At 41.1% G+C, this 24,853-nt stretch carries 23 protein-coding genes; 9 read left to right on the top strand and 14 right to left on the bottom strand.

Features of this window, described 5'->3' with window-relative positions:
* Positions 1 to 3: 3 nt before the first annotated feature.
* Both H4J63_RS02700 and rnm read right to left on the bottom strand, forming a co-directional pair.
* Positions 4 to 624, bottom strand: coding sequence for an L-threonylcarbamoyladenylate synthase (locus H4J63_RS02700; protein ID WP_002961576.1), 621 nt, complete (start codon positions 622 to 624; stop codon positions 4 to 6).
* Positions 621 to 1,475 (bottom strand): RNase RNM, encoded by an 855-nt coding sequence (gene rnm, locus H4J63_RS02695; protein WP_024604151.1) that lies wholly within the window; start codon positions 1,473 to 1,475, stop codon positions 621 to 623. Before rnm ends, H4J63_RS02700 begins: the two co-directional genes overlap by 4 nt.
* A 464-nt stretch (positions 1,476 to 1,939) precedes the next feature.
* Here rnm and H4J63_RS02690 point away from each other — a divergent pair, with 464 nt between their 5' ends.
* From H4J63_RS02690 to trpA, 6 genes are read left to right on the top strand one after another with little or no spacing between them, the layout of a single operon-like run.
* Entirely contained in the window at positions 1,940 to 3,508 is a 1,569-nt protein-coding gene (locus tag H4J63_RS02690) for an anthranilate synthase component 1 (RefSeq protein ID WP_182194410.1), read from the top strand.
* 1 nt (position 3,509) lies between these two features.
* Positions 3,510 to 4,112, top strand: a complete 603-nt coding sequence (locus H4J63_RS02685; RefSeq protein ID WP_182194407.1) for an aminodeoxychorismate/anthranilate synthase component II — start codon at positions 3,510 to 3,512, stop codon at positions 4,110 to 4,112.
* 11 nt (positions 4,113 to 4,123) lie between these two features.
* Complete coding sequence (gene trpD / locus H4J63_RS02680) at positions 4,124 to 5,161, top strand: anthranilate phosphoribosyltransferase (RefSeq protein WP_182194405.1); 1,038 nt, start codon at positions 4,124 to 4,126, stop codon at positions 5,159 to 5,161.
* Entirely contained in the window at positions 5,154 to 6,518 is a 1,365-nt protein-coding gene (gene trpCF, locus H4J63_RS02675) for a bifunctional indole-3-glycerol-phosphate synthase TrpC/phosphoribosylanthranilate isomerase TrpF (protein ID WP_182194402.1), read from the top strand. The genes trpD and trpCF overlap by 8 nt, the downstream gene beginning before the upstream one ends.
* A gap of 7 nt (positions 6,519 to 6,525) precedes the next feature.
* Complete coding sequence (trpB, locus tag H4J63_RS02670; protein ID WP_182194399.1) at positions 6,526 to 7,710, top strand: tryptophan synthase subunit beta; 1,185 nt, start codon at positions 6,526 to 6,528, stop codon at positions 7,708 to 7,710.
* Positions 7,707 to 8,528 carry a tryptophan synthase subunit alpha gene (trpA, locus tag H4J63_RS02665; protein WP_182194396.1) on the top strand — a complete coding sequence of 274 codons (822 nt, stop codon included), beginning with the start codon at positions 7,707 to 7,709 and terminating at the stop codon, positions 8,526 to 8,528. The genes trpB and trpA overlap by 4 nt, the downstream gene beginning before the upstream one ends.
* Before the next feature lie 111 nt (positions 8,529 to 8,639).
* On the opposite strand, the gene H4J63_RS02660 is transcribed toward trpA, so the two are convergent.
* Positions 8,640 to 9,218, bottom strand: coding sequence for a type 1 glutamine amidotransferase domain-containing protein (locus H4J63_RS02660; RefSeq protein WP_007582489.1), 579 nt, complete (start codon positions 9,216 to 9,218; stop codon positions 8,640 to 8,642).
* Between the two features lie 373 nt (positions 9,219 to 9,591).
* Positions 9,592 to 9,861 (bottom strand): HU family DNA-binding protein, encoded by a 270-nt coding sequence (locus H4J63_RS02655; RefSeq protein WP_007582488.1) that lies wholly within the window; start codon positions 9,859 to 9,861, stop codon positions 9,592 to 9,594.
* A 191-nt stretch (positions 9,862 to 10,052) separates the two neighbouring features.
* On the opposite strand from H4J63_RS02655, the gene H4J63_RS02650 reads away from it, so the two are divergent.
* Entirely contained in the window at positions 10,053 to 10,628 is a 576-nt protein-coding gene (locus tag H4J63_RS02650) for an inner membrane-spanning protein YciB (RefSeq protein ID WP_165742907.1), read from the top strand.
* 65 nt (positions 10,629 to 10,693) lie between these two features.
* The gene (locus H4J63_RS02645) at positions 10,694 to 11,335 is read left to right on the top strand and encodes a CPBP family intramembrane glutamic endopeptidase (RefSeq protein ID WP_182194394.1); all 642 of its coding nucleotides are present in this window, start codon (positions 10,694 to 10,696) and stop codon (positions 11,333 to 11,335) included.
* Between the two features lie 109 nt (positions 11,336 to 11,444).
* Here H4J63_RS02645 and prpF read toward each other — a convergent pair whose 3' ends face one another.
* The 5 genes from prpF to H4J63_RS02620 form a co-directional block, all read right to left on the bottom strand.
* Positions 11,445 to 12,611, bottom strand: coding sequence for a 2-methylaconitate cis-trans isomerase PrpF (gene prpF, locus H4J63_RS02640; RefSeq protein ID WP_182194392.1), 1,167 nt, complete (start codon positions 12,609 to 12,611; stop codon positions 11,445 to 11,447).
* Positions 12,612 to 12,622: 11 nt separating this feature from the next.
* Positions 12,623 to 15,232, bottom strand: coding sequence for a Fe/S-dependent 2-methylisocitrate dehydratase AcnD (acnD, locus tag H4J63_RS02635; protein ID WP_182194389.1), 2,610 nt, complete (start codon positions 15,230 to 15,232; stop codon positions 12,623 to 12,625).
* A 130-nt stretch (positions 15,233 to 15,362) separates the two neighbouring features.
* The gene (prpC, locus tag H4J63_RS02630) at positions 15,363 to 16,487 is read right to left on the bottom strand and encodes a 2-methylcitrate synthase (protein WP_182194387.1); all 1,125 of its coding nucleotides are present in this window, start codon (positions 16,485 to 16,487) and stop codon (positions 15,363 to 15,365) included.
* A gap of 48 nt (positions 16,488 to 16,535) precedes the next feature.
* A complete protein-coding gene (gene prpB / locus H4J63_RS02625) occupies positions 16,536 to 17,414 on the bottom strand; it encodes a methylisocitrate lyase (RefSeq protein WP_182194384.1) in 879 nt (292 codons plus the stop codon).
* Between the two features lie 82 nt (positions 17,415 to 17,496).
* The gene (locus H4J63_RS02620; protein WP_024590401.1) at positions 17,497 to 18,186 is read right to left on the bottom strand and encodes a GntR family transcriptional regulator; all 690 of its coding nucleotides are present in this window, start codon (positions 18,184 to 18,186) and stop codon (positions 17,497 to 17,499) included.
* Between the two features lie 265 nt (positions 18,187 to 18,451).
* Here H4J63_RS02620 and rsmF point away from each other — a divergent pair, with 265 nt between their 5' ends.
* Positions 18,452 to 19,903 carry a 16S rRNA (cytosine(1407)-C(5))-methyltransferase RsmF gene (rsmF, locus tag H4J63_RS02615; protein ID WP_182194380.1) on the top strand — a complete coding sequence of 484 codons (1,452 nt, stop codon included), beginning with the start codon at positions 18,452 to 18,454 and terminating at the stop codon, positions 19,901 to 19,903.
* A 309-nt stretch (positions 19,904 to 20,212) separates the two neighbouring features.
* Here the strand turns inward: rsmF and H4J63_RS02610 are convergent, their stop codons facing one another.
* The 5 genes from H4J63_RS02610 to tmk all read right to left on the bottom strand — a co-directional run bounded on the left by H4J63_RS02610 (position 20,213) and on the right by tmk (position 24,851).
* The gene (locus tag H4J63_RS02610) at positions 20,213 to 22,072 is read right to left on the bottom strand and encodes an alkaline phosphatase D family protein (RefSeq protein ID WP_182194377.1); all 1,860 of its coding nucleotides are present in this window, start codon (positions 22,070 to 22,072) and stop codon (positions 20,213 to 20,215) included.
* 4 nt (positions 22,073 to 22,076) lie between these two features.
* Positions 22,077 to 22,856, bottom strand: a complete 780-nt coding sequence (locus tag H4J63_RS02605; RefSeq protein WP_024604137.1) for a TatD family hydrolase — start codon at positions 22,854 to 22,856, stop codon at positions 22,077 to 22,079.
* A gap of 114 nt (positions 22,857 to 22,970) precedes the next feature.
* Positions 22,971 to 23,297, bottom strand: a complete 327-nt coding sequence (locus H4J63_RS02600) for a PilZ domain-containing protein (protein ID WP_002962367.1) — start codon at positions 23,295 to 23,297, stop codon at positions 22,971 to 22,973.
* 11 nt (positions 23,298 to 23,308) lie between these two features.
* Entirely contained in the window at positions 23,309 to 24,223 is a 915-nt protein-coding gene (locus H4J63_RS02595) for a DNA polymerase III subunit delta' (protein ID WP_182194374.1), read from the bottom strand.
* Position 24,224: 1 nt separating this feature from the next.
* Entirely contained in the window at positions 24,225 to 24,851 is a 627-nt protein-coding gene (gene tmk, locus H4J63_RS02590) for a dTMP kinase (protein ID WP_007585737.1), read from the bottom strand.
* Positions 24,852 to 24,853 lie beyond the last annotated feature (2 nt).

The raw sequence follows: 24,853 nt of genomic DNA, 5'->3' as shown, positions 1-24,853 counted from the left end.
TTATTATTCAAATGGGCTTGTATCACCACAGCCAACACGCAAAATCTTGACTTCATCTTCCGACAAATCGATTACCGTGGTTGCTTGCTCGGCTAAGTGGCCACCGTGAATAATTAAATCGACGTGTTTATCTAATCGCTCTAATATTTCATCAGGATCTGATTCTGTAAACTGCTGACCTGGTAAAATTAAAGAACACGACATTAACGGCTCACCAAGTTCGGCAAGTAACGCACAGGCTATTGGGTGCTCAATTACACGCATGCCAATGGTTTTTTTCTTGTCGTTTAATAAACGTTTAGGGACTTCTTTTGTGCCTTTAAAAATAAAGGTATAAGGCCCTGGCGTATTATTTTTAATGAGTCTAAATAGCTGGTTATCTACGCGTGCATAAGTAGATAACTCCGATAAATCACGACAAACTAGCGTAAAATTATCGTTTTTTTCAATACCACGAATACGCTCTATGCGCTCTTTGGCTTGCTTATTACCAATGTTACAACCGATGGCGTAGCCCGAATCTGTTGGGTAAACAACAACCCCGCCTTGTTTAATAATATCAACGGCTTGACTAATTAGTCTCGGTTGCGGGTTATCAGGATGAATATGAAATAATTGACTCATGTTAGTGCCCCTTCTTCTCCTTCCCAAGCTTGCCAAACACCTTGGCAATCTTTTGGTAGGTATAAATTTTTGCCAAGCTCTAAATAGCTTGTCGGAAAATGAAAATCAGACCCTTGCGAGCAAAGTAGTTCGTACTCACGGCTGAGTTCACCTAAAAATTGACGTTCGCTTGGCGCCTGTTGAGGTTGTGCAACTTCCATTGCGTCCCCTCCTACACTTTTAAATTCTACTAATAATTTGCGTAGCCACTTGTTTGACATTTGATAGCTACTTGGATGCGCTAGTACAGCAACACCACCAGCGGCATGTATGGCCTCAATAGCGGTTTGCATGGTGCACCAGCAACTTGGTACGTAGCCTGTTTTGCCACGCCCTAAGTACTTTTTAAAAACACCCGGGAAATTTTTAGCAACACCGCGCTCAATAAGGGCGCGTGCAAAATGTGCACGCGTTATTTGCGCGTCTTTTGCCAGCTCTTTAGCTTGCTCGTAAATGCCATCAAAGCCATTTTTTGTAAGGCGAACACCAATCTCTAGTGCACGCTCTTCTCGCTTTTGCTGCTGAGCTGATAATAAAGAGGTAAGGTCAATATTATTAATATCAATATTTAAACCTACAATATGAATTTCGAAGCTTTCCCATTTAGTAGACACTTCGGTACCCGTTATTAATGAAAGCGGTAAGTTTTCGGTTTTAATAAATTGCTGCGCAGGCTTAATAGCCGCCACAGTGTCATGATCGGTAATAGCAAACACATCAATATTTTTATCAACAGCGCGATGCAATAATTCTTCAACCGTTAAACGCCCGTCTGAATGTGTGGTATGGCTATGTAAATCATATTTTATCAAAAGAAAACTGCTTAAAATTAAGGGTTACTGGTGTTTATGTAAGTATAACAACTTTTTTGACTAAATTGTTTTAAATAAACACTTGACACAAAAGCATAAGATACGTTTTACTGTAGCCACTTTCAGACACATTAAGAATTAACAATAATGATCAATTCAAACTTAAACACTATTTGGTGGTGGCACTCGTAATTTTCGGGTGGTGAATTGTCGTGTCTAGCAAAAATTCAAAACCCGCAACTATGCGGGTTTTTTTATAACTAAATTTTACGAAACATATACGTTAACAATATTTAATAAATTTTGAGGCAGAAAAACATGAATAACGGTCTTACTCTTACACATCGTTGGTGGTGGCGCCTGATATAGCGGGACGGTAATGATCTGTTTGTAATTTAGATATCGTTATTCAAACCCCGCATTGCAAAAGCACTGCGGGGTTTAATTTTTTGAGGGAATGAGGTTTGATTTTTAGTCATATAACTACCACACCAGGCGAAGTAACAAGCATTACGCAAGTACGCGACTATATTAGTAGCCCTCTTGCATTATACGCGGCACTTGATAAGCCTAACTCACTACTGCTTGAATCGGCTGAGATTGATTCTAAAGACAGTGTAAAAAGCTTAATTTTAGTTGATAGCGCCCTGCGCATTGTATGTAAGGGTAAAACGGTAACTGTTAGCGCACAATCTAATAACGGCAAGCAATTATTAAGCTACTTACAAGCAAATGTTAAAAGCTGTGATGCCACTTTAGACGGCGCAACACTTACCCTGTGTTATTTAGACACTAGCGGCGATACTGACGAAGCGAGTAAACTAATTGCAGATAACGCATTTAGCGCTCTGAGAACTTGTATTAACAGTATTAAAAGCACAACTAACAATCCATTTTCGTTATTTTTAGGCGGTGTATTTGCCTACGATATGGTAGCAAACTTTGAGCAGTTAAGTGATGTACCTGATGGCGAAAACACCTGCCCAGATTACGTATTTTATTTAGCCGAAACCTTAGTTGTTATTGATCATCAAAAACAAACAACCGAACTCATTGGTAATGTATTTAACGGCCCAGACGTACACGCTAACTGCTTTGAAGTAGGTAAAGAGCTAGAGCGCTTAAATACGCTGTGCGATAACGCTTCAGAATTTAGTGCGGATATGCAAAGTGGACAATGTGAGGTAAGCGTTGATATAGACGATGACACATACTGCGAGCAAGTAATTAAGCTTAAAAAGAATATTGTAGACGGTGATATTTTTCAGGTAGTGCCATCGCGTACATTTTCACTACCTTGTCCTGATCCTCTGCACGCTTATAGCCAGCTTAAAAAGCAAAACCCAAGTCCGTATATGTTTTATATGCGCGATGAAGACTTTGCTTTATTTGGCGCATCGCCTGAATCAGCACTTAAATACACAGTGCAATCTCAGCAAGTTGAAGTATACCCAATTGCTGGCACTCGCCCACGTGGCAAATTTGCTAATGGGCAAATAAACCCAGACCTAGACAGCCGCATTGAGCTGGAACTAAGAAACGATCAAAAAGAGCGCGCCGAGCATTTAATGCTTGTCGATTTAGCCCGTAACGACGTAGCCCGCATTAGTGTTGCAGGTACTCGTTTTGCCAAAGAGTTATTAAAAGTAGACCGCTATTCACAGGTAATGCATTTAGTTTCACGCGTTGTTGGCACACTAAAACCAGAACTTGATGCACTGCATGCTTACCAAGCGTGTATGAACATGGGCACCCTTGTTGGTGCACCAAAAGTACGTGCTGCTGAGCTTGTTCGTCAAACTGAAGGTAAGCGCCGTGGCAGTTATGGCGGCGCTGTAGGTTACTTAACCGGTGATGGCGCAATGGATAGCTGTATTGTTATTCGCTCTGCTTTTGTTAAAAATAACATAGCCTACGTGCAAGCAGGTGCAGGTGTAGTGTTTGACTCAGATCCTATTTCAGAAGCAAACGAAACTCGCGCTAAAGCACAAGCGGTTATCACCGCCATAAAATCTACGTATAAGGCGGTATAAAATGAGTAAAGCGAATCCTATTAAAATCTATTTTTTAGATAACTTTGACTCATTTACATATAACTTAGTTGATGAGCTTACGATGCTTGGCTGCGAACTTGTTGTTTACAGAAACAACATTAGCGCTGAGGTTATTTTTAATAAAATGCGCCAAGAGCAAGGCCAAGTACTCTTAGTACTTTCGCCTGGCCCTGGAACACCAAGCGATGCAGGCTGTTTAATGGAGCTTATTGAGCTCTCTAAAGGCCACTTCCCAATGCTAGGCATTTGTTTAGGCCAACAAGCGTTAACACAAAGCTATGGCGGAGTAATCGGTCACGCGGGTGAAACCGTACATGGTAAGTCTTCAATTATTAATTTAGGCGAACATCCTGTATTTGATGGTATGGGCAATACAATGCCTGTAGCACGTTACCATTCATTAATGGCAACAAAAGTGCCTGGTAATATAAAGGTTATTGCCCAGTACGAAGATATCCCTATGGCTATTTATCATCATGATGACAATGCATTGGGTTATCAATTTCATCCAGAATCAATACTGACGCCAAACGGCGCAATGCTACTTCAGCAAAGTGTCGCTTACTTAACACGTGCCAAATAATAGAGGACATTATGAGTACACAACCAGAACAACCCATAAATGTTCAACACGCTATTGAACAACTAATTACAGGGCAATCATTAAGCTACACAGACGCCAAAGCACTGTTTGATGAAATAATGCAAGGTAACATGAGCGAGATTGAGCTAACCGCCCTACTAATAAGCCTTAAAATTAAAGGCGAAGTAAGCGATGAAATAGCAGGTGCTGCAGCCTCAATGCGCGAAAACGCTGTTGCTTTTACTACCAGCAGTACACAACTTGCCGATAGCTGTGGCACTGGCGGCGATGGTTCAAACACAATTAATATAAGCACTACAGCAGCCATAGTTGCCGCTGCTGCCGGCATTAACATGGTAAAACATGGTAATCGCAGTGTATCGAGTAATTCAGGCTCTGCCGACTTACTAAAAGCACTGGGCATTAATATAGATATGAGCCCAGAGCAGGCAGCAAAATGCCTTGAGCAAACCAATTTTACCTTTTTGTTTGCACCGCACTATCACAGTGGCGTTCGCCATGCGATGGGGGTGCGTACAGCGCTTAAAACACGCACTATTTTTAATATTTTAGGCCCGCTTGCTAACCCAGCAGCACCTGATGTGCAATTGTTAGGTGTGTACAACGAAGCGTTATGTATGCCAATGGCACAAACACTTAAAACCCTTGGCACAAAGCGCGCTATGATTGTTCACGGCTCGGGCACTGACGAAATAGCTCTACACGGTCCAACAACGGTAGTTGAGCTGAATAATGGCGAGCTTACACAGTACACACTAAACCCAAGCGACTTTGACCTTGCAAACTATTCACTTGAACAACTCGCTGGTGAAGGCCCACAATACAACGCAAATGCTAGCCTTGCCATCTTACAAGGCAAAGGCACAGATGCACATAATGCTGCCATTGTGGTTAACGTAGCTGCCCTCTTATACCTAACAGGTAAAGCAGAAACGTTAAAAGAAGGGACAAAGCAAGTACAAACATTATTAAGTTCAGGGCAAGCCATGAACACACTAAATGCAATTATTGAGGTAAGTAATGGCTAATGTATTAGACAAAATTGTTGCTGATAAAAAATTAGAACTAATTGAGCGTAAAGCCGCACGCCCGCTTGAAAGCTTTAAGCACCTTGCAGTGCCTACAAGCCGTAGCTTTTACAAAGCATTAGCCGCCCCAGGCACACAGTTTATTTTAGAATGTAAAAAAGCATCGCCTTCAAAAGGGCTAATTAGAGAGCCATTTGATTTAACCGAAATCACATCGGTTTATAAAAAATACGCTACCTGCATGAGCGTGTTAACTGATGCTAAATATTTTCAAGGCAGTTTTGATTACCTCGAATTTGTGCGCAGCCAAGTAGAACAACCGCTTATCTGTAAAGACTTTTTTATAGATGAGTACCAAGTATATATGGCGCGTATTTATGGCGGTGACGCTATATTACTGATGCTTTCAGTACTCGATGACGAAAGCTATAAAGCACTGCACGCAGTTGCCGATTCTCTGAATATGTCGGTATTAACCGAAGTAAGTAATGAAGAAGAAGTACACCGTGCACTTGCACTTGATGCACAAATTATTGGTATTAATAACCGTGATTTACGCGATTTAAGCACCGATTTAGCCACTACCGAAAAGCTACGCAAACTTATTCCGGCTGATAAAGTGGTTATTTCGGAATCGGGTATTTACACCCATCAAGACGTAAAACGTTTAGCTCCATTATGCGATGGTTTTTTAATTGGCAGCTCACTTATGGGCGAGCGTGATTTAGAGCAAGCATGTCGCCGTGTTATTTTAGGTGACAATAAAGTATGTGGTTTAACACGTACCAAAGATACACAAGCGGCATATCAAAACGGTGCTGTTTACGGGGGTTTAATTTTTCATCCTAAATCGCCACGCTATGTTGATTTAGATTGCGCAAAAGAGCTTAGTAAAAGTGCCCCGCTTAATTTTGTGGGTGTGTTTGTAGATGCCCCAATTGATCAAGTTGCTCAATACGCAAGTGTGCTAAAATTGGCGGCAGTTCAATTACATGGTCAAGAAAGTGACGATTACATCGCTCAGTTGCGTACACAGTTACCTACCGGCTGCGAGATTTGGAAAGCCCAAGCAATAAAAGATGCATTGCCAACGCCTGTAAATGGCGTTGACCGACACCTTTACGATACACACAGCGATACACAAGCTGGCGGTACAGGTAAAGCATTTGATTGGTCGGTGCTTCATGATGCAACCACTCCGTTTATGCTCGCTGGAGGCTTAAATCCAGACAATATTAAAGATGCGCTTTTTAAAGGTGCCTTAGGCCTTGATTTAAACTCAGGCGTTGAAGAATCTGCGGGTAAAAAGTGCCCTAACAAATTACATAATGCTTTTACAAGCATCAGAAATTATTGAGGTTAAAATGCAAAATCCAGCTTATTTTGGCGAGTTTGGCGGTATGTTTGTACCCGAGTTACTTGTCCCTGCGCTTAAGCAGTTAGAAAACGAATTTAACAAAGCACAAAAAGATCCTGAGTTTCAGGCTGAGCTAGGTAAATTATTAAACGAGTATGCGGGTCGTCCTACCCCACTTACTTTAACGCGCAATTTAGTTAAAAACCCAAAAGTAAAACTGTATCTAAAGCGTGAAGACTTATTACACGGCGGCGCACATAAAACCAACCAAGTACTTGGCCAAGCGTTACTTACTAAGCGCATGGGTAAAAAACAAGTAATTGCTGAAACAGGCGCAGGCCAACACGGCGTTGCAACCGCGCTTGCATGTGCATTACTGGGTTTAAAATGTCGAATTTATATGGGCGCAAAAGACGTTGAACGTCAGCAACCAAACGTATTTAGAATGAAGTTAATGGGCGCAGAGGTTATTCCGGTAACAGCGGGTTCTGGCACATTAAAAGATGCAGTAAATGAAGCCCTGCGTGACTGGTCAGCTAATTATCAAGACGCGCACTACCTACTAGGCACAGCTGCTGGTCCTCACCCATTCCCAACAATTGTACGTGAGTATCAAAAAGTTATTGGTGAAGAAGCTAAACAACAAGTACTTAAAGCCGAAGGTCGTTTACCTGACGCTGTAATTGCCTGTGTTGGTGGTGGTTCAAACGCAATTGGTATGTTCACCGACTTTATTGACGAGCCAGGCGTTAAATTAATTGGTGTTGAGCCTGCTGGGAAAGGGCTTGATACAAATGAGCACGGTGCAACAATTTGTAAAGGCACTAAAGGTATATTACACGGTACTTACACGTACATTATGCAAAACGACGATGGCCAAATTGAAGAGTCTTACTCTGTATCAGCGGGTCTTGATTACCCTGCGGTTGGTCCTCAGCACGCATTTTTACACGAAACCGGTCGAGCGCAATACGTGGGTATCACAGATACAGAAGCGCTTGATGCGTTTCAATCACTTGCTAAAAACGAAGGGATCATTCCGGCGCTTGAATCAAGCCATGCGCTTGCTTATGCACTTAAGTATGCAGAAGAGCAAACCGAGGAAAGCGTTTTAGTTATTAATTTAAGTGGTCGTGGCGATAAAGATTTAGCACACGTTCACAATGTACTATCTGAAAGAGGTCAGCTATGAGCCAAGTAAAAACGGATCGTTACGGCAAAATGTTTGCAGCGCTTAACGAGAAAAAACAAGGTGCGTTTGTACCATTTGTAACGATTGGCGACCCAGGTAAAGAGCAAAGTATTGCGATTATTAAAAGTCTAATTGACGGCGGCGCTGATGCGCTTGAGCTTGGTATTCCGTTTTCTGACCCAATTGCAGATGGTCCAGTAATTCAAAAAGCTAATATTCGCGCCCTCGATGTTCACATTAACACACAAGATTGCTTTGATATTATTAAAGAAATACGTGAGTATAACGCCGATATTCCAATTGGCTTATTATTGTATTCAAACCTTGTGTTTAAACGTGGTATTGAAGCATTTTATAAAGATGCAAAAGCAGTAGGCGTAGACTCAATTTTAGTGGCTGATGTGCCTTTACATGAATCTAAAATGTTTAGAAAGTCAGCAATGGATAACGGTGTAGACCCAATTTTTATTGCAACACCAAATGCAGATGACGACACACTTCGCCAGTGTGCCTCTTACGGTCGTGGTTATACGTATTTACTATCGCGCGCAGGTGTTACCGGTACCGATACTAAAGCACAAATGCCTGCTGGTAATATTGTTACTAAATTAAAAGAATACCATGCAGCCCCTGCTCTTTTAGGGTTTGGTATTTCAACGCCAGATGATGTAAAAGCGGCTCTTAATGCAGGAGCAGCCGGTGCTATTTCAGGTTCTGCCGTGGTTAAAATTATTGAAGCTAACCTTAATGATTTACCTGTAATGACCGCGCATCTAAAAGCTTTTGTAGCCGATATGAAAGCAGCTACATCGCTATAATCTAACTAGGGCGTGTTTTATACGCATTAAAAAAAAGGGCATTTAAAATGCCCTTTTTTGTTTTTTAAAATCAAACGCTGTATCAATAACCAAACGTTTTAAAAAAGAAAATTAGTGAGCTTGGTGTTTACCCTCTAAAATCTCTTCAATAAATTTAGCATTAAATGCTTCTAAATCAGCTGGGCTTCGGCTCGTTACTAAGCCTTTATCTACACATACTTCTTGGTCAACCCAATTGGCACCTGCATTAATTAAATCGCTTTTAATACTTGGAAAAGAGGTAATGGTACGGTCACGCAGTTTATTAATTTCAGCTAACAACCACGGAGCATGGCAAATTGCTGCAACGGGTTTATTTTTTTCTGCGCCAAAAAAGCCATCAATAAAGGCTTTAGCATCTTTATCTTGGCGTAAACTGTCTGGGTTAAATAAACCACCAGGTAGCATAAGCGCGTCGTAATCAGCGGGGTCTGCGTTTGTGACTAGTTTATCTACTGTTACTTTATCGCCCCACTTGTCTTCATCCCAGCCCGTAATTTGGCCTTCTTTAATTGATACTATTTCGATGTTTGCACCGGCATCAAGTAATGCGCTGCGTGGAGATAAAAGCTCACTTTGCTCAAACCCATCAGTGGCTAAAATTGCAATTTTTTTGCCTTGTAAACGCGTGCTTGTTTGTAATGTACTCATTGAGATCTCCTTATTTGATACCAACCTGCATAAATATTTGAGCAATTTAACGTCGTTCAATAGACCCCATATATCAGCAGACTGGTATTGTTTAAAAATATGTTCGAAACACACAGTTAAACAGCATAATGCATGCCGATAACAAGCAATTGAAAATAAAGGATTTAATGTAAGTGGGATTTATAATGCCATGTAAATCATTTAGAGATTATGAATAATCTACATAGGTGCGAATTTATTTCCAGCTCATATAATTTAAAGCCACCAAACGCGAGGTATAAAACCTCACCTACAACATATACCCGTAGGTGCGAATTTACTTCGCGCTCATGTAACTTATCTATCAATACGGGGTTTAAAACCTTAAATAAATTTAAAGCAGATCTTTTAACGCCTTAGCCGGTTTAAAAACCGCTTTATTAGCGCCTTCTATTTCAATTGCTGCGCCTGTTTGCGGGTTACGCCCAGCGCGCGCTGGGTAATAACTTAGTGCAAACGTACCAAAGCCATTAATTTGAACCTGATCGCCCTCAGAAAGCGATTTAGTAATTACTTTTTGCAAGCTTGAAAGCGCCGCTTGAGAATCTTTTTTTGTTAATTCACTTTTGTGTGCAATGGCAGCAACGAGTTCTGCTTTATTCATTTTAGGCTCCTAAATACACGCCAAATCAGTGTTGGTTAAGCGTGGGAATATGATGATATAAAAAATACCAAACCAAATTGGCAATAAAGCCACGCAGGCTAAGGGTTACAGGGCAACAAGTCAACCTTGTAGTTGCTAAGCTTTATGTGGTAAAAAGCCTTTGACTCTTTTTTGTATAATTTAGGTAGTATATGCACGCATTAATTGAATACATTCCACTCATACTGTTTTTTGCAGTTTTCAAGCTAGTCGATATTTACTGGGCTACCGGTTTATTAATGGCCACTACGCTCATTCAAGTTGCTTATAGCTACTTTAAACATGGAACTGTGCCAACTCGTCAGTGGATATTTTTTGGCATTGCTGCTGTGTTTGGTACGTTAACGCTGGTACTTCATGATGAGCAATACATAAAATGGAAAGCAACACTCATATACGCAGGTTTAAGCTTAACGTTACTTGTTAGCCGTTATGTACTTAAGAAAAATCTCGTTAAAAAAGCGCTTAGCTCAATCCTCGAAAATGCTAATGATACAAAGCAAGCTATTGTTGTTCCAGAGCCGTTATGGGATAAGCTTAATTTAATGTGGGTTGTAATTACTGCTGGCATCGCAGCACTAAACATTTATATTGCATATAATTTTTCGCTCGACTTTTGGGTTAACTTTAAAGTGTTTGGTTTAATGGGTATTACCTTTGTGAGTATTTTTGCCACTATTATTGCCTTGTACAAATACCTCCCTAGTGAAGAAGAACCAGCAAAGTAAGCCCCCTCGTCATAAAAATGTCGTCTTAGCTTGATAGCTTATTAAAAAAACAAGTTGAGACGACCTTGAACGCCAATCAATATCGCTGGTTTGAATTTACCCTCATTTTTGTGTTACTACCCTTGTTGGGTTTTGTATTACGCGAGTATTTAGCTAACTGGCTTATTCCTGCGCTTATTATTTTAATGAGCGTGTGTTGTATGTTGCTACTGGGCGATCCGCATTTTAAACGTTTTAGGCTTACAAGCCTTGGGCAATTTTCTGCTGTTAAAAAACGTGTGTTTAGCTTCTTTTTTTTAGGTGCACTGTTCTCAGGTATGTTTTACGGGATTATTCATCAGGGAAACTGGTTTACCCTTCCCCGCAACTCGTTTAATGATTGGCTTTTACTGTTGCTACTCTACCCAATACTGTCGGTTATTCCTCAAGAGTTAATATTCAGAACATATTTTTTTCATCGTTATAAGCGCATCATGCCCAAAAAAGCAGTCCGTATTCTAGTTAGTGCGAGTGTATTTGCGTTGGCGCATATTGTGTATGCAAATTGGATTGCAGTAGGTTTGGCATTTTTAGGCGGACTACTGTTTGCTTATACCTATGCACAAAGCCGCTCAACCGTCGTGTGTGTTATTGAGCATAGCTTATGGGGGCTTTGGATGTTTACCCTTGGAATTGGCAACTACCTCGATTCAGGCGCTATGAGTTAGTGCTGTTTTCTTATCGGTTTTGACAATAAAGAAAGCGCATAAGCATTTTGATGCTGCAAATTAATCATAATACTTATGCGATTGCTGTACGATAGTTATTAATTAAGAACTACTGAGGAACTCTTACAACCCCCTCCATTAATACGCGCGCACTGCGGCTCATACTCGCTTTGGTAACTTGCCAATCACCATTTATATTTTTAGCCTCAGCACCTACTTTTAGCGTACCTGATGGGTGACCAAAGTTAACTTCACTCAATGCGCCGCCACCAGCAGCTATATTTACGAGTGTGCCTTCAATTGCTGCAGCAGTGCCAATAGCAACCGCAGCTGTGCCCATCATGGCATGGTGCAATTTACCCATCGACATAGCGCGTACTAATAAGTTGATATTTGCAGCTTCAATAATTTTACCGCTAGATGCTTTGTAATCTAAAGGAGCGGCAACAAACGCAACCTTTGGCGTATGTTGGCGAGCTTGCGCTTCACTAATGTTAGTAATTAAGCCCATTTTAACAGCGCCGTGAGCACGAATGGTTTCGAGCTTTTCAAGTGCATCAACATCATTATTTATATCGTCTTGCAGCTCTATGCCGGTATAGCCAATATCAGCGGCGTTAATAAATACAGTAGGAATACCTGCGTTTATCATTGTTGCTTTTAAAGTACCAACACCCGGTACTTTTAAGTCATCAACTATGTTACCGGTTGGAAATAACGCGCCATCGCCATCAGCGGGGTCTATAAATTCAAGTTTTACTTCAGCTGCTGCAAAGGTAACGCCATCGAGCTTAAAGTCGCCGGTTTCTTGCACTTCGCCATTGGTCATAGGGACATGCACTAATATGCTTTTTTTAATATTAGCCTGCCACACACGCACAATAGCAACACCGTTATTAGGTAATCTGCTTTTATCGACCAAACCATTACTAATGGCAAAAGCACCCACTGCTGACGTTAAATTACCGCAGTTACCGCTCCAATCCACAAACGGTTTATCTATCGCAACTTGACCAAACAAGTAATCCACATCGTGATCAGTTTGCTCACTTTTACTTAAAATCACTGTTTTACTGGTACTTGATGTAGCACCGCCCATGCCATCCGTTTGCTTAGCATACGGATCGGGGCTGCCAATAACACGCAGTAATAAATTATCCCGCGCCTCGCCTGCTACTTGAGCAGGCTTTGGCAAGTCAGTTAAATTAAAAAATACACCTTTACTGGTGCCGCCACGCATATAGGTTGCAGGCACTTTAATTTGCGGTTTAAACATAATGCTTGCCCTTATGCAGATTGTGTTGCTTCTAAAAAGTCTTGTGCAAAGCGCTGTAACACACCACCAGCTGCGTAAATAGAAAGTTCTTCTTGGGTATCGATACGGCACTTCATAGGCACAGTGAGTACTTCACCATCTTTACGAGTAATACTTAAATTAACGGTGGCACCTGGTTTTAAATCGCCTGCTACATCGTACGTTTCACTGCCATCCAGCTTTAACGTGTTACGGGTTGTGCCCGCTTTAAACTCAAGCGGTAAAACACCCATACCAATTAGGTTAGTACGATGAATACGCTCAAAGCCTTCTGCAGCTATTACTTCAACGCCAGCAAGCCTTACACCTTTTGCTGCCCAATCGCGCGACGAACCTTGCCCGTAATCGGCACCAGCTACAATAATAAGTGGTTGTTTACGCTCCATGTAGGCTTCGATTGCTTCCCACATACGGGTATTAGTGCCTTGTGGCTCTAGGCGTGCGTACGAGCCTTGCTTAACCTCGCCGTTTTCATCAAGCACCATTTCATTAAGTAGTTTTGGATTAGCAAATGTTGCGCGCTGCGCTGTTAAATGATCGCCCCGGTGCGTTGCGTACGAGTTGTAGTCTTCCTCTGGGACGTTCATTTTGGTCAGGTATTCACCAGCAGCACTACTTGCCATAATTGCGTTTGATGGCGATAAATGATCGGTTGTAATGTTATCGCCAAGAACTGCAAGCGCACGCATACCGGTCATTGTGCGCTCACCCGCAAGTGCACCTTCCCAATAAGGAGGGCGACGAATGTACGTACTTTCTGGGCGCCAGTCGTAAAGTGGATCGTTATCTTCACCGTAATCTACGGTTAAATTAAACATCGGCTCGTATACTTTTCTAAACTGCTCTGGCTTAACGCTTTGCTTAATTACTGCATCAATCTCTTCATCTGACGGCCATAAATCTTTAAGCGTAATATCGTTGCCTTGTTGATCTTGCCCTAGTATCCCTTTTTCAATATCAAAGCGAATAGTACCTGCAATAGCGTACGCAACAACTAAAGGAGGTGACGCTAAAAATGCTTGTTTAGCATAAGGATGAATACGCCCATCAAAGTTACGATTACCCGAAAGCACCGCGGTAGTGTATAAATCGCGATCGATCACTTCTTTTTGAATAACAGGGTCAAGGGCACCGCTCATACCGTTACACGTTGTACACGCAAAACCAACAATACCAAAGCCAAGTTGCTCAAGCTCTGTTAGTAGGTTTGCATCTTCAAGGTATGATTGCACTGCTTTTGAGCCCGGTGCTAATGAGGTTTTAACCCAAGGTTTGCGCATTAAACCCTTAGCATTTGCGTTACGGGCAAGGAGTGCTGCAGCAATTACATTGCGTGGATTACTAGTATTAGTACAACTAGTAATAGCGGCAATAATACATGCGCCGTCTGGCATTAAGCCTTCTTCATTTTCAACAACGCCCGAAATACCTTCTTTAGCTAAATCGCTTGTCGATACACGGCGGTGCGGATTAGATGGACCGGCAATATTGCGCCCCACGCTTGATAAATCAAACTTAAGTACACGTTCGTATTTTGCGGTTTTTAAGCTATCGCTCCAAAGGCCTGCTGTTTTTGCGTAGTTTTCAACAAGGGCAATTTGTTCTTCTTCACGCCCTGTTAAACGCAAATAATCTATTGTTTTATCGTCGATATAAAACATGGCTGCAGTTGCGCCAAATTCAGGTGTCATGTTTGAAATGGTTGCTCTGTCGCCAAGTGTAAGCGCGTCTGCACCTTCACCGTAAAACTCTAAATAAGTAGATACAACACGTTGCTCACGTAAAAATTCAGTAATGGCTAGTACAATATCGGTTGCGGTAATACCTGGTTGGCGCTTGCCTGTTAGCTCAACACCAACAATATCAGGCAAGCGAATATAAGAAGCACGGCCAAGCATAACGCTTTCAGCTTCAAGCCCACCTACACCCACGGCAATAACACCCAGCGCATCAACATGAGGCGTGTGGCTGTCGGTGCCAACTAGTGTATCTGGAAATGCAATGCCATCTCGGTTTTGAATAACCGGCGACATTTTTTCAAGATTAATTTGATGCATAATGCCGTTACCCGGTGGGATAACGTCAATATTTTTAAACGCAGTTTTTGTCCAGTTTATAAAATGAAAACGGTCATCATTTCGTCTGTCTTCGATGGCGCGGTTTTTTTCAAATGCGTCAGGATCAAAACCGGCATGCTCTACCGCTAGTGAATGATCCACTATTAACTGCGTAGGTACTACCGGATTCACTTTAGCCGGATCGCCGCCTTTTGCTGCAATTGCATCACGCAAACCTGCTAAATCAACAAGCGCTGTTTGCCCTAAAATATCGTGGCACACTACCCGCGCCGGATACCACGGAAAATCTAAATCTTGCTTGCGCTCAATTAGCTGATTCAGTGCATCGGTTAACATGGCAGGGTCGCATCGGCGTACTAGGTTTTCGGCAAATACACGCGATGTATAAGGTAGTGTGGCGTATGCACCTGGCTTAATTGCATCTACGGCTTTTTGCGTATCGTAATAGTCGACGTTTGAGCCAGGTAAAGGTTTACGGTATTGGGTGTTATTAATTATGGTCATGGTAAGGGTTCGCTAATTTGGTGACGGTGTTTGCTCACAGCTAGCGTGTTTAATAAAAAGTTTGAGAAAAACTACTCGCTAATGGCTATGTGCAATAAAAAAGTGAGCACATGCGTGCTCACCCATTTTTTTAACGTGACTCTATTGGTGTGTAACTGCGTGCGTCAGGCCCTGTGTAATCGGCACTTGGGCGAATAATACGGTTGTTAGCGCGCTGCTCTTTTACATGTGCTGTCCAGCCCGTAACACGGCTCATTACAAATATTGGCGTAAATAATTTAGTTGGAATATCCATAAAGTGATAAGCAGACGCATGGAAAAAATCGGCATTACAAAACAGTTTTTTCTCGCGCCACATAATTTCTTCACAACGAACAGACACAGGGTAAAGTACGGTATCGCCCACCTCTGCCGCTAGTTTTTCAGACCACTTTTTAATAATTACATTACGCGGATCAGACTCGCGATAAATCGCGTGACCAAAGCCCATAATTTTGTCTTTACGTTCAAGCATGCCCATAATTTCTTTCTCAGCATGTTCAGCGCTTGTAAAGCCTTGAATCATATCCATTGCCGCTTCGTTAGCACCACCATGTAATGGACCACGTAGCGTACCAATCGCACCAGTTACGCAAGAATGAATATCAGAAAGCGTTGATGCACACACACGACCCGCAAATGTAGAAGCATTAAACTCATGCTCTGCGTATAAAATTAGTGATACGTTCATCACTTGTGCAAATAACTCGCTAGGTGCTTTGTCGTGTAACAGCGTTAAAAAATGTGCGCCAACTGAGTCGTCATCTGTTTGTGTTTCAATGCGAACGCCATCGTGTGTAAAGCGGTACCAGTAACAAATAATACTTGGGAACACAGCAACCATACGGTCGATTGCATCATTGGCTTGGCTAAAATCAAGCTCCATTTCAAGGTTACCCAACATTGAGCAACCCGTGCGCATTACATCCATTGGATGCGCATCTTTAGGAATATTTTCAAGCACAGTTTTAAGCGCATCTGGTAAGCCGCGTAAGCTTTTAAGTTTAGCTTTATAATCAGCCAATTCGCTAGTTGTTGGTAACTCACCGCGTGAAAGTAAAAAAGACACTTCTTCAAACTGCGCTTTTTCGGCAAGTTCGCTAATATCGTAACCACAATACGTTAAACCAGAACCACTTTGTCCAACAGTACACAATGCTGTTTGACCAGCCACTTGTCCGCGTAAACCCGCGCCGCCTAATGCTTTATCTACCATGATCTTCTCCTATCTTAAATTTGTGTGTGATATCTATTTTAATAATTATTATTTGTCAGATTTTGATGAAAAAAGGGTGTCGAGTGTGTTCTCGTACGTGTGGTAATCTAAAAAGTCGTAAAGCTCAGAACGCGTTTGCATATTTTCGATTTGGCTTTGTTGCGAGCCTTCATTTAAAATTGCTGAATACACGTTTAATGCTGCTTTGTTCATGGCTCTAAATGCACTTAGTGGGTAAAGCACCATTTCAACGCCTACATCGCTTAACTGCTCTTTAGTGTAAATAGGTGTTTGGCCAAACTCAGTAATGTTTGCCAAAATTGGAACGTTAATCGCTTTTGCAAATGCTTGGTAATCAGCAAGGTCGTGCACGGCTTCTGCAAAAATAGCGTCAGCACCGGCTTCAACACAGGCAGCTGCACGGTCTATCGCGGCGTTTAAACCTTCTTTTTGAAATGCATCGGTACGCGCCATAATATAAAAATCGCTATCGGTTTTTGCATCAACCGCCGCTTTAATGCGGTCAACCATTTCACCTTGGCTTACAATTTCTTTATTAGGGCGATGACCACAGCGCTTTTGCGCTACTTGGTCTTCTATATGAAAACCCGCCGCACCGGCTTTAGTCATTTCTTTTACTGTGCGTGCAATGTTAAACGCCCCACCCCAACCGGTATCGGCATCAACAAGTAGTGGTAAATCGCTCGCACCCGTAATACGACGAATATCTTCAAGCACGTTATCAAGGCTTGTCATACCCAAATCAGGCATACCAAACGAGGCGTTTGCAACACCGGCACCTGAGAGGTAAATAGCTTGGTGACCCATTTTTTCAGCCATCATCGCTGTGTAGGCGTTAATAGTACCTACTACTTGTAACGGGCGGTTATTGGTAATAGCGTGTTTAAATTTTAATCCTGCTGACATTACTTTCTCCTCACTTTGAACGGTTGCTACGTGGAGTAACTTATAGTTTTAATCTGTAATTATGACTGTTTAACTGCTCTACTTAACTTTTAGCCGTTAATAAATCAAATTTGGTTTGAATATTTGCTTGCGATGCACTTATATGGCGCTTCATGAGCATTTCGGCCAGTTCGCCATCGTGGTTTTCAATCGCGTTAATAATAGCTAAATGCTCATCAAACGCTTTTGATACACGCGGCCCCACCATGCCCATTTGTACACGGTACATGCGTATTAATTGATAGAGCTCATTACACAGTAAATGAATTAAATGCGCGTTTTTACTGCCTTGAATAATACGATAATGAAAATCTAAATCGCCGGCTTCTTGATAATAAGACTCGCCCTCTTTAACACGTTGTGTTTGTAGGTGCTGATTAAGTAATTGCTTTAAGCCTTTTACTTCCTCGGGTTCCATATTGTCGGCAGCAAGCCTACATGCCAAACCTTCAAGTGAGCTGCGAACTTGATAAACTTCAATCAAGCGTTCAGCGGTAAGGGCAACTACTCGGCAACCTACGTTCGCTTTACGCTCAACAAGGTAGCAACTTTCTAGGCGATTTAACGCCTCTCTAAGCGTTGCACGGCTTACACCATAACGTTTGGCAAGCTCAGGCTCTGATATTTTACTGCCTTGAACTATGCTGCCCTCAACAATCTCACGGCGCATATCTACAAATACTTGATCTGATGCGGTAGTTATAGGCGCTTCGTTTAAAAATGTGTGTGTCATAAGTTATTTTTTAGATTGTCGACAATTAATGTGGTTACTATGGCCTTATTAAAAAATCATGTCAACCCTTAAACCTATCAAAATGGCTAAAAAACACGCTCATTGTCGACACTATTAACCTAAAGTCGCATAAAAATGGTTTTAAAATAGACTAAAGCAGTGAAGTGTCGACAGCGTAATAAATCAGATGTTACGCTTTTTAGCGCTGAAAACACCTCGCATAAATGCTATTATCGCGCTTTATTTTTATAGTATGAGCTAACGCGTGAACGCCAACACTTTTATTCCTGAGCACTTTATTGATGACGTAAAAACCTATTTACCAGCGCATCTAAACTTAGATGACTTTTTAAATGCGTGTCGCAGGCCACTCAGAAAATCTATCCGCGTTAATACATTAAAAATTACCATTGAAGAATTTGTAGAACGTGCAACTAAAAAAAATTGGCTACTAACCCCAATCCCATGGTGCAGTGAAGGCTTTTGGTTAGAGCGCCCAAGCGATGAAGAGCAAAACCTAGCCCTTGGTAATACCGACTTACATCTAAGCGGGGCTATGTACGTACAAGAAGCAAGTTCAATGCTGCCGCCTATCGCCTTAAAGCAAAGTATTAAACTCGCAGACTCTCAAAATAACACCGTGCTTGATATGGCATCTGCGCCAGGTTCTAAAACATCGCAACTTGCTGCACTTATGAATAACCAAGGTGTATTAGTTGCTAACGAGCTTTCGTCTTCACGTTTAAAAGTACTTAGCGCCACGCTTAAACGCATGGGTGTTGGTAACTGTGCGCTCTCTCACTTTGATGGCGTTATATTTGGCAACTATATGTTTGAATGCTTTGATAGCATATTACTAGACGCGCCCTGTTCTGGCGAAGGCACAGTACGTAAAGACGCCGACGCTCTTAAAAATTGGTCAATAGAATCAAACATACAAATTGCTCAAGTACAAAAAGACTTAATTAAAAGCGCATTTTACGCATTAAAGCCAGGTGGCACGTTAGTGTATTCAACCTGCACACTTACCCCGCTCGAAAACCAACAAGTATGCGATTATTTACTCAGTGAGTTTGGTGACTACATAGCACCGCAATCCCTAAATGACTTATTTGAAGGTGCAAATAAAGCCACCACAAGCGAAGGCTATTTACATGTATGGCCGCAAACATTCGATAGCGAAGGCTTTTTTATTGCTAAATTTAAAAAGCACGCTAGTTGCGATAACCCAAATCAAACTGTTAAAAAAGGCGCATTCCCGTTTAACGAGTTTGATAAAAAGCAAAGTACCGCATTTATGCAATCGCTTAAGAAACACTTTGGGATAACTACCTTGCCAGGCAATTTAATGCAACGCGACAAAGAGCTGTGGTTATTTCCTGAAGGGTTTGAAGCCGTACAAAACAAAATTAAATATGCACGTTTAGGTATTCAAATTGGCATTATTCATAAAAACGGCGTGAGGCTAACGCACGAGTTTGCAACCGTATTTGGCAATGAGTGTAAAACGAATATTTACGCGTTAAATAACGATCAAGCAAATGATTATTTCCAAGGTAAAGATATACGCTTAAGTGAAGTAACCCAAACAATCGGTGAAGTGGTATTAACATTGTGTGGTTGTCCTATTGGGCTCGGAAAATGGCAAAAAAATAAGATTAAAAATTCTCTACCACGTGATTTAGTACAAAATACGCAGTTAATAAGTTGGGGTTAAACTAAAGTATAGAATATGCATAATTAATCTAATCCTTTATTGCCAAATGTAACTAAGTGGCAAAATTAGTTATGCTTTTTTAGGTGGTTTTACTACACTTTTAAATACTTTCTTCTTCTCCCTAAAGAACCAAGAAAGTGTTTTAGTTAACGCTAGACTCAATTTAGAGTCACTTTTTAGCCCAAAGATTTTTATAAGTTTTTGGGCATTTTTATTTACAGCCTCTTTTATAATAAACAATACGACTTCTTACTTTCTCAAACGCTTTACCAAGCGTGCAAATTTACGGTTAACTCGTAGATGAGCGACTTACTGTTCTTCTAAATCAAACTCAGTTAAATGACCATCACCATGTATAAGTTGATAGCGGGCTAAATTTCCTTGCTCTAGTGTTATTAAACTAATAGCTGAGTCACTTACTAAGTATTTTTGCCCTTCACCTATGGTTTGGTGCTTATCTACTTCCATATGCCAACGTTTGGTAAAAAAGTTTAAGGGGCTTTTTGGGCCGTATAAAATTGAGTCGAGCTTATCGAGTATGTTTATTAACTTACGCGGGAACTCGTTTTTAATACCACTGGCGGTAAGTTGCCAAATTCGATTGGGATGATCGCCAAAACGCTTTTGCACCGAAAAGCAAAATGAGTAATGCACGTCTCCCGATAAAATAAGCGTTTCGTTTGGGGTGTCGGTTCGTCTAAAAGTATCGAGTAGCTTTTTGGCTGAGCCTTCGTGTGCCATCCAGTTTTCTACGTCAACCATGAGTGGTTGGCCACATATATTAAACATGGCTTGAATGGCTTCTATCGATTTAACACCAAATACAGGGGCTGGCGATAAAATAATAACCTGGTCGTGGCTTAATAGGCTTTCCTCAAGCTCTGTGAGGCGTTCCCAATCAAGTAGCCCTGAAGGCTCATTAAAGTTTTGCTCATTTCGCCAGCGGTGCGTGCGCGTATCTAGCACCACTACTTTGGGTATTGTAGTAAGTTCGTAATGCCAAAAGCTAAAATCGTTTAGTGGTTTATCAAATACTTTAAACTGCCATAAATTATTAGCAGTACGGCTTTGCTTAAAAGGTGTTAGCAACTCGCCTGTTTTATTTAGTGCATCGTTCCCCATTCCTTGGAATAGCCAATAACTAATTAAACCGTTATTAATGATTCGTTTACTACTTGGGTTTTCATTTATAGCTTGCTCCCACCCAGCGGTGAGGTTCCAATCATCGGTTACATCGTGATCGTCAAACATCATTAATGTAGATACATTGGCAAACAACCGCTCTACTTCACTCAAGCCTTTTGCATAATCAATCAATGCTATTTTTTCAGCGTTAAAAATAGTTTTGTTTTGCTCGCTTTGACCTAAATACGTTGTGTTTTGTATATCGACGCATTGCCAAGCAGCAGCACTAAAATTTAATAAATAAAGTGCTATATATTCTTCAAAGTGGATAAGGTGGTTATACGCTTTTACACTTGAAAAGTGAGGTTCGTCTTTTTTTAGCCAGTAACCAACACCTAACTTTGAGCGTTTTTGCCACGGCGTTTTTGGTAAGAACAAATGGCGATTATAAAGTTGCTCATTTATATCGTCGGGTAGCTCAATGGCAAGTGGTTGCTCTTTATAAATACCTAAGGCTTTGATTAACTGATGAACTGCTAATAACATGGGACCAGCTACGTCGTCGGCATAAACCTGATCACCACTGAGTAATAGCAATTGCGCGCCTTGATTATTATTATCACGCTGAGTATTTTGCCAATGGCTTGCAGACACTAAGCTGTCTTTTGCTGGATGATGTGCATTACGGCACGAGCCATGCAAAATATCACTGAGTTTATTGGGAATTACAAATGCAGGCGTTGTTTGATTGCTATAGCACCACGGCGATAAATCGATTGCTGTATCGTCAATTATGAGTTCATAGCTTAATAAGCTATCTACAGGAAGTTTATTATCTACTGGCTTTATAATCACGAAATGCAGGTACAAATGTTCCCCTAAAGAAACAGTGTGTTGATCGCTATAACATTCGTAATTTATAAGTGTTATTTGGCAGTTTGCAGGCTTGGAGGTAGCAAACTGAATGCAGACTCCAGTTTGCTCTGCACGGCGCACCATTGGCCCCATTAGTAAAATAGGAAGGTTTGCCGTGTGAGTAATCATGTATTTAGCCTTTAGCTGCTAATTTAAATAAAGAATAAAAGTTCTCGGTAGTCGCTTTAGCAAGTTCATTAAAGCTAATGCCTTTAAGTTCGCTAATGTAATAAGCAACATCTTCTACGTACGCTGGCTGATTTGTTTGCCCACGATGCGGTACCGGCGCTAAATAAGGCGAGTCGGTTTCTATTAATAATCTATCTAGCGGTATTTGTTTTACTACTTCTTTTAATTCAATAGCATTTTTAAAGGTAACAATACCCGATATAGAAATATAAAAGCCCATGTCTATGGCTTTTTTTGCCATATCCCAGTCTTCAGTAAAGCAATGCAGTACGCCACCGCAGTTTTCGGCTTTGTGCTCACGCATTAAGTTAATCGTGTCGGCGCGGGCATCACGAGTATGAATAATTAACGGCTTTTGTAATTCGTTAGCCACTTCAATATGCCCAACAAAGCTTGCTTGCTGCACTGCATGAGTATCTTTTGAATAGTAGTAATCAAGACCCGTTTCGCCAATGGCAACAACTTTTTCGTGTGAGGCTAAGTCGGTTAGTTGCTGTTTATTAAGGGCGTCTTTTTGATCAAGTGGATGTACACCGCATGAGGCTGATACATCGTCGTAATGCTTAATTTTATCAAGCATGCTTGGAAACTGATCAAGCGTTACACTTACACATAAAAAATGCTCTATTTGCTTTGCACGCGCTTTATCAAGAACTTGGTCAAGGTTTAAGTCTAATTTATCAAAATCAAGACGGTCTAAATGGCAATGAGAATCTACAATCACTATAAGGCCTGTATTATGTTCAGGGTTTAAATTTGTCCTTTTAATTTATTATGTTAGCAATTAAAAGAACCCAATATAGGGCGCGTTAATCTCAATGAAAAACCGACCCTATAACTACATGGTATATGTTTGATCGCCTGAGTTTAACATAGTCCCAAGGAGCTTTTCGATTTTAGCGTTTAGGTTTGTTTTATCGTCTAAAAAGCTAATACCAATACCTGGAGGGTTAGAGCTTTGTGCTCCTTGTGGCGTGATCCACGACACTTTACCTGTTACTACATCATCTTCTAAGGCATCGGGCAAGGTAACTCTAAGCGCTAATGAATGCCCTGCTTCGTAACGCATATTAGTACGTACAAATAAGCCACCTTTTTTTAAGTAAGGCATATAACAACGGTATAACTCGTCTAAATCGTCTATGTCTACTAGTAGTTCTTGCATGATTAATCCTTTTAAGAATTTCGCAATGTGTATGCTAACCGTGATACAGCAAGCGGTAAATTAAGGCCAAGTATTTGTGTGTTATTTTGTAAAAACTCGCCTAATGCATTTTGCGCACTTTGATAAGCGTCAAAACTCATGCCTTGCAGTAATTGCTGCTTTAGTTGCACGCTTAAAAACAAAGTAAATATACGAACAAGTTCAGGCTGTTTATTTATTATATCGACTAACGCTTTGAAATTATGGCTTTGTTTAAACTCAGTTGCAAACTTATACAGTGTATCAATATTTTTTAGCTGGTCTTGCTGTTGCCAATGCTTTACTTGCAGCGGTTGGTTATAAAAAAGTGCTAACCAACTATAGTTAGGAATGTCTAATGTCTCTAGCCATTGCTGAGCAAGTGCTGTATTAGTTATTTTTACATCACTTTTAGCGCATCGACTTAAAATAGTTGCAGGGAGCTGCTCTGGTTGGCTTGTGGTTAATATTAAAAAGCGGCTATTAGTTGGCTCCTCTAGTGTTTTTAATAATGCGTTAGCTGCTGCTGTGGTCATTTTTTCGCAATTTTCGATTATCGCGACTTTATTGCCATTTTGCGCTGCTGAGTGATTCATAAAATCACTAATGCCACGAATATCATCTACACCAATACTTTGCCCATCAACTTGCGTTAAACGTTTGTCAGGGTGAGTGCCAGCAAGGTTAAGTAAACAGCTTTTACACTGTCCGCAAGGTTTTAGCATACTGTTTTGCGCAGCTACCTGCGTAGCTATATTTTGGCATAACAAAGCATTCCCAAGCTCATCACTTAACTCAAACTTACCTACGCCAACAGGCCCACAAAATAATTGCGCATGATGAAAACGCTCTGCGCGATAACTTTTCGCTAAACGTGCTTGAGTATCATGTAGCCAAGGCAGTGGCATATTATTTTAGGCCTTCAAAAAATGAATGCAGTACATTGGTAATATCGCGATGTACTTTATCAATACTTTGGTTTGCATCAACTGTTTTAATTGTGTTGTCGTCATTAGCAAGTTCAACATAACGCATACGTGTACGCTGAAAAAACTCAATGGCTTCTTGTTCAATACGGTCAAGCTCGCCACGTCCTTTTGCACGTTCAAGGCCTATCACTGGGTCAATATCAAGGTAAATAGTTAAATCTGGCTTTAAGCCTTTTAACACCATTGACGAAAGTGAAGCTAATGTATTTGAGCTAATACCACGCCCGCCACCTTGATACGCCTGAGACGATAAATCATGACGATCGGCAAGTACCCATTGGCCTTTATCAAGCGCTGGGGTAATAACATTGTGCATTAGCTGCGAGCGAGCTGCGTACATAATAAGCAACTCGGTTTCAAAGGCAATTTCTTCTTCGTGCTCTGCTTTTACAAGCGTACGAAGCGATTCAGCCAGTGGCGTGCCGCCAGGTTCGCGGACATTAATGAAGTCTATTTTTTGTTTGTTTAAAAAGTCTTGGCATAACGAAATAGCGGTTGATTTACCTGCGCCTTCTAGCCCTTCTATTACTATAAATTTTGATTTCATAA

The organism is Pseudoalteromonas sp. 5Ae-yellow, from assembly GCF_014077565.1.
GTDB lineage: Bacteria > Pseudomonadota > Gammaproteobacteria > Enterobacterales > Alteromonadaceae > Pseudoalteromonas.
This window is presented reverse-complemented; position numbering and strand designations above follow the sequence as displayed.

Bases quoted from the DNA above. Each gene is read 5' to 3' on its own strand.
- H4J63_RS02700 (WP_002961576.1), bottom strand. From the start codon at position 624: ATGAGTCAATTATTTCATATTCATCCTGATAACCCGCAACCGAGACTA.
- H4J63_RS02685 (WP_182194407.1), top strand. From the start codon at position 3,510: ATGAGTAAAGCGAATCCTATTAAAATCTATTTTTTAGATAACTTTGAC.
- trpD (WP_182194405.1), top strand. From the start codon at position 4,124: ATGAGTACACAACCAGAACAACCCATAAATGTTCAACACGCTATTGAA.
- trpCF (WP_182194402.1), top strand. From the start codon at position 5,154: ATGGCTAATGTATTAGACAAAATTGTTGCTGATAAAAAATTAGAACTA.
- trpB (WP_182194399.1), top strand. From the start codon at position 6,526: ATGCAAAATCCAGCTTATTTTGGCGAGTTTGGCGGTATGTTTGTACCC.
- trpA (WP_182194396.1), top strand. From the start codon at position 7,707: ATGAGCCAAGTAAAAACGGATCGTTACGGCAAAATGTTTGCAGCGCTT.
- H4J63_RS02660 (WP_007582489.1), bottom strand. From the start codon at position 9,218: ATGAGTACATTACAAACAAGCACGCGTTTACAAGGCAAAAAAATTGCA.
- H4J63_RS02655 (WP_007582488.1), bottom strand. From the start codon at position 9,861: ATGAATAAAGCAGAACTCGTTGCTGCCATTGCACACAAAAGTGAATTA.
- H4J63_RS02650 (WP_165742907.1), top strand. From the start codon at position 10,053: ATGCACGCATTAATTGAATACATTCCACTCATACTGTTTTTTGCAGTT.
- prpF (WP_182194392.1), bottom strand. From the start codon at position 12,611: ATGTTTAAACCGCAAATTAAAGTGCCTGCAACCTATATGCGTGGCGGC.
- acnD (WP_182194389.1), bottom strand. From the start codon at position 15,232: ATGACCATAATTAATAACACCCAATACCGTAAACCTTTACCTGGCTCA.
- prpC (WP_182194387.1), bottom strand. From the start codon at position 16,487: ATGGTAGATAAAGCATTAGGCGGCGCGGGTTTACGCGGACAAGTGGCT.
- prpB (WP_182194384.1), bottom strand. From the start codon at position 17,414: ATGTCAGCAGGATTAAAATTTAAACACGCTATTACCAATAACCGCCCG.
- H4J63_RS02620 (WP_024590401.1), bottom strand. From the start codon at position 18,186: ATGACACACACATTTTTAAACGAAGCGCCTATAACTACCGCATCAGAT.
- H4J63_RS02610 (WP_182194377.1), bottom strand. From the start codon at position 22,072: ATGATTACTCACACGGCAAACCTTCCTATTTTACTAATGGGGCCAATG.
- H4J63_RS02600 (WP_002962367.1), bottom strand. From the start codon at position 23,297: ATGCAAGAACTACTAGTAGACATAGACGATTTAGACGAGTTATACCGT.
- H4J63_RS02595 (WP_182194374.1), bottom strand. From the start codon at position 24,223: ATGCCACTGCCTTGGCTACATGATACTCAAGCACGTTTAGCGAAAAGT.
- tmk (WP_007585737.1), bottom strand. From the start codon at position 24,851: ATGAAATCAAAATTTATAGTAATAGAAGGGCTAGAAGGCGCAGGTAAA.